The organism is Candidatus Rokuibacteriota bacterium (assembly GCA_016188005.1).
Taxonomy (GTDB): Bacteria; Methylomirabilota; Methylomirabilia; order Rokubacteriales; family CSP1-6; genus UBA12499.
Genome location: JACPIQ010000044.1, coordinates 40,010 through 49,483 on the forward strand (window position 1 = coordinate 40,010; position 9,474 = coordinate 49,483).

The window sequence follows — 9,474 nt, forward strand, 5'->3', positions numbered from 1 at the left end:
AGAGCCGCCGCCGCGCCCATGATGCGGGAGGCGCGCGCGCCGCGCCCCGACCCATGCCCGAGGATCTCCTGACCGCCGCCCGCCTGCGAGCCCAGGCCAACTCCTTCTGGCGCCACCTCGGCATCGAGGTGGACGAGGCCCGCGAGGGCTGGGTACGCCTGCGCGTCCCGATCCGCGACGCGCTCCGCAACGCCCCGGGCGCCCCCCTTCACGGCGGCGTCCTGAGCACGCTGGTGGACGCGGCCGTGGGCGCGGCGCTGGGCACGCTGCACGCGGCCTCGGCAGGAGGGGTGGGGCAGACGACTCTGGACCTCAACGTGAGCTTCCTCGCCGCCGCTGGCGAGGGCGAGGTCTTCGCCGAGGGGCGCATCCTGCGCCGGGGCCGGACCATCGCCTTCGGCGAGGCGACCATCACCGACCCGGCCGGCCGGCTCGTGGCCGTCGGCCGCGCCACCTACATGATCATCGCACCGCCCGCGTGAGCGGCGCCCCGAGGAGGAGAACCCCCGTGGCCATCAAGATCGTCTTCGCGCCCGCGCTCCCGGCCCCCATCATGAACATTGCCCGCGCCATGGTGCCCGCGGGTTTCGAGCTCCACGTGGTCGAGCAGACCTCGCCGGAGTTCCTGCCCTCGCTCCGGGACGCCGAGTTCTTCCTGGGCTTCGCCCGGGAGGCGCTGAACCGGGACTTCTACGGGGCGGCGCCCCGTCTCAAGCTGGTGCAGCTCATCAGCGCCGGCTACGACCGCCTCGACCTCGAGGCCGCGCGCCGCGCGCAGGTGCCGGTCGCCAACAACGGTGGGGCCAACTCGGTGGCCGTGGCCGAGCACACGCTGATGCTGATCCTGGCCGTCTACAAGCGGCTCGTCTGGCAGCATCGGAACGTGGTGGCGGGGAAGTGGCGGGTCGGCGACTTCTCGCACACGCGGCTCTACGAGCTCGAGGGCAAGCGGCTCGGCATCGTGGGGCTCGGGCGCATCGGCAAGCGGGTGGCGCGGCGGGCGCGCGCCTTCGACATGGACGTGCAGTACCACGACATCGTGCGGCTGAGCGAGGACCAGGAGGACGCCCTCGGGGCGCGCTTCGTGCTCTTCCCCGAGCTGCTCCGCACCTCGGACGTGGTGAGCCTGCACGTGCCGCTGAACGCCGAGACGCGCAACCTGATGAGCACGGCCGAGTTCAACGCCATGAAGGACACGGCCATCCTGATCAACACCTGCCGGGGGCCGGTGGTGGACGAGGCGGCGCTCCACAAGGCGCTGACCTCGGGGCAGATCGCGGGGGCGGGGCTCGACGTGATGGTACAGGAGCCGCCGGGGGCGGATCATCCGCTCTTCGCGCTGGACAACGTGATCCTCACGCCCCACACGGCCGGCCCCACCTGGGAGAACTGGGCCAAGGCCTTCCGCAACGGCTTCGACAACATCCAGCGCGTCGCGGCCGGCCGGCCGCCCGAGTGGGTGATCCCCGAGCTGCGGTAGCCCCGCGGCCCCCGCGGCGGCCTCGCGGGAGAACCCCTCGGTCAGATGACGCCGTCCGCGCGCAAGCGGGCGACATCGGCCTCGGTGTAGCCCGCCTCACGCAGGATGGCGGACACGTAGATGAGCCGCGGGTTGAGGACGCTCACGCTCTCCCAGCCGAGGCCCCAGCGCTCCAGCACCCCCGGCCTGAAGTTCTGGACCAGCACGTCCGCCCCCTCGACGAGCCGGCGGGCGACGGCTTGCCCCTCGGCTCGCTTGAGGTCGAGGGTGAGGCTGCGCTGGTTGCGGTGCGCGAGGAGGAAGAAGGCGCTCACGCCGTTCAGGTAGAGATCGCAGCCGGCCCAGTTGCGCTCCCAGAGCGTGCCCCCGGGCGGCTCGATCTTGACCGCGTGGGCGCCGAGGTCGGCCAGGAACTGCACGGCCGAGGGGCCCAGCAGGAACTGGGTGAAGGAGAGCACGCGGATACCCGCCAGGACGGACAGCGGCGGGCGCGGGTCGGCGGTCACTCGACGATCTTGAGGATGTGGGTGGCCGCGGCCACCACGTCGCCCCTCTGCGTGGTGCAGGTCACGCGCGCGAAGGTCTTGAGCGCCGCCTCGTCGCGCTCCACGATCTCGTAGGTCACGGCGACCGTGTCGCCGAAGAACAAAGGTGCCGGGAAGCGCACGCGGTCGTACCCGTAGGAGATGATGGTGCCCGGCAGCCCGTCGATGATCTTCGTGGAGGCGGCCGACATGAGCCCGATGCAAAGTGCCCCGTGCGCGATGCGCCGGCCGTAGCGCGTGCGGCGCATGTACTCCTCGTCCGTGTGGTTCGGTGAGTGATCCCCGGTGAGGCCGGCGAAGAGGTAGACGTCGGACTCGGAGACGGTGCGCCGCACCGTCACCGTCCGCCCCACGGGGAGGGCCGCGAAGGCTGCGTTCTCTTCCATGGCCTCTCCCCAGTTACCAGACTCGGGGGTCGGAACGCAAGGGGACAGACACCCGGCGCTTGACGGACACCTTCCGGACGTCTACGCTCGGGCGCGGACGTCAACCCGCGGTCCCGGGAGGAGCCCATGCACATCGGCCTCTGCATCTTCGCCACGGACTACTCGATCCGCCCGGATGAGCTCGCGCGCGCCGCCGAGGAGCGCGGCTTCGAGTCGCTCTTCCTCACCGAGCACACCCACATCCCCACCAGCCGCCGCACCCCCTTCCCCGCCGGGGGCGAGCTGCCGCGCGAGTACTCCCACACGCTGGATCCCTTCGTGGCGCTCATGGCCGCCGCGGCGGCCACCCGTCGGCTCCTCGTCGGGACGGGCATCTGCCTGCTCATCGAGCGGGACACCATCACGACGGCCAAGGAGGTGGCGAGCCTCGACCTCCTCTCGGGCGGGCGCTTCCTCTTCGGGATCGGCGGCGGCTGGAACGTCGAGGAGATGGAGAACCACGGCACCGGCGCGAAGACGCGCTTCAAGCGGCTCACCGAGCAGGTGCTCGCCATGAAGGAGATCTGGACGAAGGAGGCGGCCGAGTTCCACGGGGAGATCGTGCGCTTCGACCCCATCTGGGCGTGGCCCAAGCCCGCGCAGAAGCCGCACCCACCCATCCTGCTTGGCGGCGAGAGCGGCCACACGCTGCAGCGCGTGGTGGACTTCTGCGACGGCTGGTTCCCGCGGGCGCGCACCGCCGCGCGCGTGCTGGAGGGGCTGGCGGACCTGCGGGCGCGCGCCGCGCGCGCCGGGCGCGATATGCAGACGATCTCGGTGTCCGTGTTCGGCACGGCGCCCGACGCGGCGCTGCTCGACCGCTACGCCGCCGCCGGCATCACCCGCTCGATCCTCCGCGTGCCGTCGGAAGGCCGCGACACGGTGCTTGCGCTGCTGGACCGCTGGGCCCCCCTGGCGGCCCGGTTCGGGGGTCAGGTCTTGCAATCCGACACGTGACCACGGGGCCACCGCTGTCTTGTTCCCAGCGGCACCCGGTGCCCGGTGCCCCGACCCGTATCCCAATGCAAGACCGCCCCCGCCCGATGTCGGAATGCAAGACCTGACCCCTAGCCGAGGTCGGGGTCGATCTGGAGCGCGTCGTTGAACCGGTTGGTGAAGTTGGCCGCGCAGATCACGAGGGTCAGCTCGACGATCTGGTCCTCGGTGAAGTGTTCCCTGAGGCCCGCCAGGGCCTCGTCGCGGAGGGCCGCGGCCCCTCGCGTCACTCGCTCCGCGTAGAGCAGCGTGGCCCTGTCCTTGGCGTCGAAGAGCGGGCTCCGCCGGTAGAACGTCAGCGCCGCGATGTGCTCGTCGGTGATCCCGACCCGCTTCGACGAAGCGGTGTGGGCGCGGGTTCAGTACTCGCACCCGTTGAGCGTCGAGGCCTCGAGGTAGGCGAGCTCCTTGTAGCGGGGCTCCACCGTCCCCGCGCGCATGACGGCGGCATAGAACGGCATGAAGTGCTTGAGCACCGAGGGCCGATGGGCCATCACGCCAAACATGTTCGGCATCTTGCCGTAAGCCTTGGTGAGCGCGTCGTAGATCGGCTGTGCCTCCTCCGCCGCCTGCGGCCTGGGAAGCGGGTTCACGGTCGCCACGGAAGACCTCCTTCCCCCGAGCGCGGGGTGTGCGGGATCCGGCCCGCGACGGCGCGGACCTTGCGAGGCGCCGCCAGCCAGATCGCGACGATGGAGACGAGGCTGGCGGCCATGGCCAGCCAGAATGCGGGGGCGTAGGAGCCGGTGCGGTCGTAGATGACGCCCGCCACCCAGGGGCCGGTCCCTGAGCCCGCCCCCGCGCCGAGGCCGAGAGTGCCGAACACCGTGCCGTAGTGCTTGCCCTGGAACAGCTCGGCCGGGATGGCGCCGAAGACCGAGGCCAGGCCATAGCCGAGCATGCCCTGGGAGGCCACCATGAGGTAGAGCAGGGCCGGCGTGGGATGCTGCCGCATCAGGAGCAGCAGGACGTAGCAGAGGATGAAGCCCGCGCTGGCCAGCGTCCACACCCACTCGCGGCCCACGCGATCCGAGAGGTGGCCGAGACCGATCTGGCCCACGATGCCACCCAGCCCCACGAAGCCGAGAGCGTAGGCCGCCACCGCGGGTGCGAAGCCGACCTCGATCAGGTACTTCGTCTGATGCACCTGGACGGCGTACCAGGCGAAGAGCCCGGCGAAGAAGCCGAGGAAGACCCACCAGAAGCGCGCCGTCCCCAGGGCCCGGCCCAGCGTCCACTCCACCGAGGCCCAGGCCTGATCCACCACGTTGTCCGGGTGCGAGCGGCCAGCCGCGATGGAGGCGGGGGCGAGATCGCCGTCCGCGACGAGGTGCAGCTCCTCGGGGTGGCGCCGCTGGAAGATGGCGTTGAGCGGCACGAGCGTCACGGCGAGGAGGGCGGCCATCGCCCAGCACGCCTGGCGCCAGCCGGAACGGAGAATGAGCGCCTGCAGCCACGGGAACAGGATGATGGAGCCGATCCCCACTCCCGCGAAGGCCAGTCCCATGGCCACCCCGCGCCGCCGGATGAACCAGTGGGGCAGGAACAGGGCGTGCCCCGTGTAGCCCACGCAGACGCTGCCGCCCACCACCAGCACGCCGAGCGTGAGGTAGAGGTGCCAGGGCTCCCGGGCCAGCGTGCCCAGGGTGAGGCCGGCGCAGATGCACCCCACGCCCAGGGGGATCACGCGGCGCGGGCCCCACCGGTCCATGAGCCGGCCCAGGAACGGCGTGAAGAGCATGGAGAGCAGGAAGCCCACGGAGATCGTCGCCGCGGTGACCCCGCGCTCCCAGCCGAACTCGTCGAGGATGGGCGGGAAGAGCAGCGAGAAGGCCGTGCGGGAGTTGACGCCGATGGCCATGGTGACGAAGGCCACGGCCACCACCACCCAGCCGTAGAAGAAGGGCACGCGCATGTCGGTTCCCGCGGTATCCTGCCACGCCGCCGCGCCGATGGAAAGCGCGGAGGCGGCCCCTCACCAGTCGAGGGTGGCGAGCAGGCTGGCCACCGCACTGATCCCGGCCTCGACGAGACCGACAGGGCCTGAGAGGTCGAGCCGGTTCCCCTCTCGGTCCCGGAGCAGGCGCTGGACGTCGAGCCGGTCCGTGAGGAGCCGCGCGGCCAGCGCCGGATCCTCGGTGGTCCGACGGATCTCCGCCTGCTTGAGCGCGCGGACCGTGACCTCGACCTGGTCGGGATCGAGCATCGAGACGGGCGCGCGGCAGTGGCCGCAGACGGAGCCCGTGGCAAGATCCACCGGCGCCCCGCAGCTGGAGCACCGGATCATCTGCACGTGCCGCCGGAGCTCGACCAGCTCGGCGGGCCCGAGCGGACGGACGAAGTCCTTCTCCCTGAGGAACTCGGCGAAGGTGATGAAGCGCCCATGTTCCGCCGGGCATCGCCAGTAGTGGAAGCGCGTGCCGCGCTGCAGATCGGCGGTCTGCGCCAGGCGCACCCGGCACCGCGGACAGGCCAGCGTGTCGGGCAAGGGCGGGCGCGGCTCCGCCCCCTTGTCGTGGATCATGGTGAAGAGGCGCAGGACCGAGCCGGGCGTGAGCACGATGCTCTCATGGGTGTCGAACCAGAAGGCGCCGCACCCGACGCACCAGTCGAGCCCCGCGGGACGGCCGTAGTGGCCCTCCAGGGTCTCGGAGGCCATCTCGTGGCTGCAGCCCGGGCACTGCATGGACGGCGTCAGCCGAGCGGGGCCCCGCACTCCGGGCAGAACTTGCTTGGCCGGTCGAGCCGCGCCGTGCAGCGCCCGCAGACCAGGGTGGCGGCACCGCCGGGTGGGGCGGCGGCGGTGGCGTCCCGCACGGCCGGTTCTGCGGGCCGGGTCGCGCCAATGGCCTGGGCCATGGCCTGCCCCATGGCGATGCCCGCGCCGACGCCGACGCCCGCGCCGGCGGCGCCTCCGCCCTGCTCGGCGGCCAGGGGAATCGACTGCGCCACCTGGAACTGGGTGTAGCGGCCGAGATCTCCGACGATCCCCATGCCGATGCGCTCATCGAGGCGCCCCTGCAGTTCCTCGGGGAGGGAGATGTTCTGGATCTGGAAACCCTCGAGCGCCAGTCCCAGCTCGGCGAAGAGCGATGCGCCCCGGTCGCGCACGGCGGCCGCCAGCTCCACCTGGTTGGCCGCCATGTCGAGGAAGGGCACATGGCTCTCCCCGAAATGATCGGCCAGGGTGGTGACCAGGGTGCTGCGGAGCTGCCCCTCGAGGTCTGCCGAGAGATAGCTCTCCCGCGTGCCCGACACGCGCTGGTAGAAGGTCCCGGGCGCGGCGATGCGGTAGCTGTAGATGCCGTAGGCGCGCAGGCGCACGGCGCCGAACTCCGGGTCGCGCACCGTGATCGGGTGCGCGGTGCCCCAGGTCTGGTTCAGGCGCAGGCGCGTCGAGAAGAAGTAGACCTCGCTCTTGAACGGAGACTCGAAGAGCTTGTCCCAGTGCCGGAGATCGGTGAGGAGCGGCAGGTTCCGGGTGCGGATCGCGTGCTGGCCGGGCCCGAACAGATCGGCCACCCGCCCCTCGTGGACGAAGAGGGCCATCTGGGTCTCGCGCACGACGAGCTGCGCGCCCTGCTGGATCTCCATGTCCGCCGTGGGGAAGCGCCAGGCCAGGACATCGTCGCCGGGCTCCGTCCACTGGATGATGTCGACGAACTGCTTCTTGACGAAGTCCATCAGGCCCATGGCAGGCTCCTCCGCTCTGTGTGGCAGACACGACGGCCACCGGGCATACCCCGCCCGTCTTCCTCTTCACGACCTACCCAGCAACCCGGATGCCAGAGGGCAGATATCCGCCAAGTCGCTGACTCGATGGAGCGCGGCCCTTCAGGACCGGGCACCGGCGCTGACGGTCTGCGTCAACCCTTGCCGCGGGACGTCCGGCACGTGGTGCCGCGTGAGGGTGCCAGGATCGGCCACTGCCGGGCGCCCGCAGTGCGCGGCCGGTCGGTGTCGCCGGCGCGCCACCGGGGAGTTCCGCCTACACGCTGCGGGTCACCACCGCGGCCCCGTAGCCGACCACCTCGTCGAGGTCGCCTGTCACGTCCCCCGAGGTCGCCTGTCGCAGCACGCGGGCGCGGTCCGCGCCGAGGTCGCGCGCCGCCCACAGCACCGCGGCGAGGGCGCCCGCGCCGCAGGCCTCGCCCCTGCCCTCCGCCTCGGCGCTGAGCACGGCGGCTGGATCGAGGGCCTCCACCCGCCTGAGCATCTCCCCGTCCAGCCGCGTCGCCTCAGCCTGCGAGTGGAAGTGCGAGAGATCGGTGCTCGCCACGAGCAGTGTCGGCCGCCCCTCGAGGGCTCGGGCCAGTGCGCGTCCCAGGGCCCGCAGCGCATCGGGGCGGAGGGTGCGCACCATCAGCGGCAGGAGACGGAAGGGCGCAGCGAGCACGCGCTGAAGGAAGGGAAGCTCGATCTCGAGGGAGTGCTCGCGATCGTTCCTGATCCGCGCCAGCCCCGTGTCCCCGTCCTGGCCGAGATGCGCCTCCAGGCGCCCGACGGCGTCCCGGTCCACCTGGACCGTGCCGAGCGGCGTCTCGTAGGCGGTGTGGCCGGAGGTGAGGAGCCAGTGGGGGTGCAGGTCGTGGAGCGGGCCGACCACGGCCACCAGCTCGGGCGCGAGCCCGCGCAGCGCGGCGAAGGCATACCCGGCCACGGGCCCGGAGTACCTGTGCCCGGCATGGGGCGCCACCACCGCCACCACGGCGCCCATGAGCTCCGGCAGCCGCGCGGCCGCGAGGTGGTCGTCCACGCTCCGGGCGAGCCGCCGCGGGTCGCCGGGGTACCACGAGCCGGCAATGGGCGACGGGCGGACATCCGCCGGGACCTCCATGGTGCCGGGGCTCCTCTGACCTCGACTCTAGCGCAAGACGCTCAGCCGGGGGGAGGGGCCGCCGCGCCCGGAGAGAGCGGATATGGGATAGTGTGGCGGAGAGGAGCCGATGAGCCTCGAAGCCCCGCCCGCCACCCCGTCGGAGGCGCTGCTCTGGAGCCGCCAGCCCGACGGGAGCGTCGTGTGTCATCTCTGCGCACACCGCTGCCGCATCCGCCCGGGGCTCAGCGGGATCTGCGGCGTGAGGGAGAACCGGGACGGCATGCTGGTCACCCTCGTGGCGGATCGCAGCGTCAGCGCCGAGGTGGACCCGATCGAGAAGAAGCCGTTCTTCCACTTCCTGCCCGGTACGCGTGCCTATTCCATCGCCACCGTCGGCTGCAACTTCCACTGCCTCTTCTGCCAGAACTGGTCCATCTCCCAGTGGCCCCGCGCGCATGCCGGGCGGATCCCGGGGGAGCGGACCTCCCCGGCCGAGGTGGTGCGGGCCGCGCGCGCGGCCGGCTGCGCCTCCATCGCCTACACCTACACCGAGCCCACCGTCTTCCTCGAGCTGGCGCTGGCGACGAGCCGGCTCGCCGCGGCGGCGGGCCTCGGGAACGTGTTCGTCACCAATGGCTACATGACGGCGGAGGCGCTGGCCCTCGTCGCCCCGGTGCTCCACGGCGCCAACGTGGACCTCAAAAGCTTCTCCGACCGCTACTACCGGAAGGTCTGCGGCGCCACCCTTGCGCCCGTCCTCGACACGATCCGCGGCCTGCGTGAGCGCGCCATCTGGGTCGAGGTGACGACCCTCCTGGTGCCCGGGCACAACGACGGGGACGAGGAGCTGCGGGCGCTCGCCGCCTGGCTCGCCTCCGTGGACCGTGACATGCCCTGGCACGTCTCGGCCTTCTCCCCCGCCTACAGGATGCGGGACGTGCCGCCCACCTCCACCGCCGCGCTCCACCGGGCGGCGCGGATCGGCCAGGACGCGGGCCTCCGCTACGTGTACACGGGCAATGTCCCGGGCGATCCCTTCGAGAGCACCCGCTGCCCGGGCTGCGGGCGGGAGCTCATCCGCCGGCGCGGCTTCGCGGTGGTCGCCAGCGCGCTGGCGGATGGCCGGTGTCCGGGCTGCGCCACCGCCATCGCCGGGGTCTGGGAGGCGCGCTTTGACTTGCGCTGAGCGCGCCGGCGTGCTTTCCTTAG

At 71.9% G+C, this 9,474-nt stretch carries 12 protein-coding genes; 4 read left to right on the plus strand and 8 right to left on the minus strand.

The annotated features are described in order from the left end of the window. The first annotated feature begins 53 nt into the window (after positions 1 to 53). Together HYV93_08940 and HYV93_08945 are read left to right on the plus strand one after the other, a co-directional pair. Entirely contained in the window at positions 54 to 482 is a 429-nt protein-coding gene (locus HYV93_08940) for a PaaI family thioesterase (GenBank protein MBI2526093.1), read from the plus strand. An 89-nt stretch (positions 483 to 571) separates the two neighbouring features. Beyond that, positions 572 to 1,480: a lactate dehydrogenase gene (locus HYV93_08945; GenBank protein MBI2526094.1), complete on the plus strand. Its 909-nt coding sequence runs from the start codon at positions 572 to 574 to the stop codon at positions 1,478 to 1,480. A 41-nt stretch (positions 1,481 to 1,521) separates the two neighbouring features. Here the strand turns inward: HYV93_08945 and HYV93_08950 are convergent, their stop codons facing one another. Together HYV93_08950 and HYV93_08955 are read right to left on the minus strand one after the other, a co-directional pair. Further along, the gene (locus HYV93_08950; GenBank protein MBI2526095.1) at positions 1,522 to 1,962 is read right to left on the minus strand and encodes a CoA transferase; all 441 of its coding nucleotides are present in this window, start codon (positions 1,960 to 1,962) and stop codon (positions 1,522 to 1,524) included. A 20-nt stretch (positions 1,963 to 1,982) separates the two neighbouring features. Then, on the minus strand, positions 1,983 to 2,411 hold the full coding sequence (locus HYV93_08955; GenBank protein ID MBI2526096.1) for a MaoC family dehydratase N-terminal domain-containing protein: 429 nt from the start codon (positions 2,409 to 2,411) through the stop codon (positions 1,983 to 1,985). Between the two features lie 126 nt (positions 2,412 to 2,537). Between HYV93_08955 and HYV93_08960 the strand changes: the two genes are divergently transcribed. After that, positions 2,538 to 3,407: an LLM class F420-dependent oxidoreductase gene (locus tag HYV93_08960; GenBank protein MBI2526097.1), complete on the plus strand. Its 870-nt coding sequence runs from the start codon at positions 2,538 to 2,540 to the stop codon at positions 3,405 to 3,407. A gap of 110 nt (positions 3,408 to 3,517) precedes the next feature. On the opposite strand, the gene HYV93_08965 is transcribed toward HYV93_08960, so the two are convergent. The 6 genes from HYV93_08965 to amrB all read right to left on the minus strand — a co-directional run bounded on the left by HYV93_08965 (position 3,518) and on the right by amrB (position 8,283). Further along, on the minus strand, positions 3,518 to 3,676 hold the full coding sequence (locus HYV93_08965) for a hypothetical protein (GenBank protein MBI2526098.1): 159 nt from the start codon (positions 3,674 to 3,676) through the stop codon (positions 3,518 to 3,520). Positions 3,677 to 3,805: 129 nt separating this feature from the next. After that, complete coding sequence (locus tag HYV93_08970; protein MBI2526099.1) at positions 3,806 to 4,048, minus strand: carboxymuconolactone decarboxylase family protein; 243 nt, start codon at positions 4,046 to 4,048, stop codon at positions 3,806 to 3,808. Beyond that, entirely contained in the window at positions 4,036 to 5,361 is a 1,326-nt protein-coding gene (locus tag HYV93_08975) for an MFS transporter (protein ID MBI2526100.1), read from the minus strand. Before HYV93_08975 ends, HYV93_08970 begins: the two co-directional genes overlap by 13 nt. Positions 5,362 to 5,421: 60 nt before the next feature. Beyond that, complete coding sequence (locus HYV93_08980) at positions 5,422 to 6,132, minus strand: hypothetical protein (protein MBI2526101.1); 711 nt, start codon at positions 6,130 to 6,132, stop codon at positions 5,422 to 5,424. Between the two features lie 8 nt (positions 6,133 to 6,140). Beyond that, positions 6,141 to 7,139 carry an SPFH domain-containing protein gene (locus HYV93_08985; GenBank protein MBI2526102.1) on the minus strand — a complete coding sequence of 333 codons (999 nt, stop codon included), beginning with the start codon at positions 7,137 to 7,139 and terminating at the stop codon, positions 6,141 to 6,143. Positions 7,140 to 7,434: 295 nt separating this feature from the next. Then, on the minus strand, positions 7,435 to 8,283 hold the full coding sequence (amrB, locus tag HYV93_08990; protein ID MBI2526103.1) for an AmmeMemoRadiSam system protein B: 849 nt from the start codon (positions 8,281 to 8,283) through the stop codon (positions 7,435 to 7,437). 109 nt (positions 8,284 to 8,392) lie between these two features. On the opposite strand from amrB, the gene amrS reads away from it, so the two are divergent. Further along, complete coding sequence (amrS, locus tag HYV93_08995) at positions 8,393 to 9,451, plus strand: AmmeMemoRadiSam system radical SAM enzyme (protein ID MBI2526104.1); 1,059 nt, start codon at positions 8,393 to 8,395, stop codon at positions 9,449 to 9,451. Positions 9,452 to 9,474 lie beyond the last annotated feature (23 nt).

Excerpts from the sequence above, each read along its gene's own strand:
- HYV93_08940 (MBI2526093.1), top strand. The coding sequence starts at position 54 with ATGCCCGAGGATCTCCTGACCGCCGCCCGCCTGCGAGCCCAGGCCAAC.
- HYV93_08945 (MBI2526094.1), top strand. The coding sequence starts at position 572 with ATGGTGCCCGCGGGTTTCGAGCTCCACGTGGTCGAGCAGACCTCGCCG.
- HYV93_08955 (MBI2526096.1), bottom strand. The coding sequence starts at position 2,411 with ATGGAAGAGAACGCAGCCTTCGCGGCCCTCCCCGTGGGGCGGACGGTG.
- HYV93_08960 (MBI2526097.1), top strand. The coding sequence starts at position 2,538 with ATGCACATCGGCCTCTGCATCTTCGCCACGGACTACTCGATCCGCCCG.
- HYV93_08975 (MBI2526100.1), bottom strand. The coding sequence starts at position 5,361 with ATGCGCGTGCCCTTCTTCTACGGCTGGGTGGTGGTGGCCGTGGCCTTC.
- HYV93_08980 (MBI2526101.1), bottom strand. The coding sequence starts at position 6,132 with ATGCAGTGCCCGGGCTGCAGCCACGAGATGGCCTCCGAGACCCTGGAG.
- HYV93_08985 (MBI2526102.1), bottom strand. The coding sequence starts at position 7,139 with ATGGGCCTGATGGACTTCGTCAAGAAGCAGTTCGTCGACATCATCCAG.
- amrB (MBI2526103.1), bottom strand. The coding sequence starts at position 8,283 with ATGGAGGTCCCGGCGGATGTCCGCCCGTCGCCCATTGCCGGCTCGTGG.
- amrS (MBI2526104.1), top strand. The coding sequence starts at position 8,393 with ATGAGCCTCGAAGCCCCGCCCGCCACCCCGTCGGAGGCGCTGCTCTGG.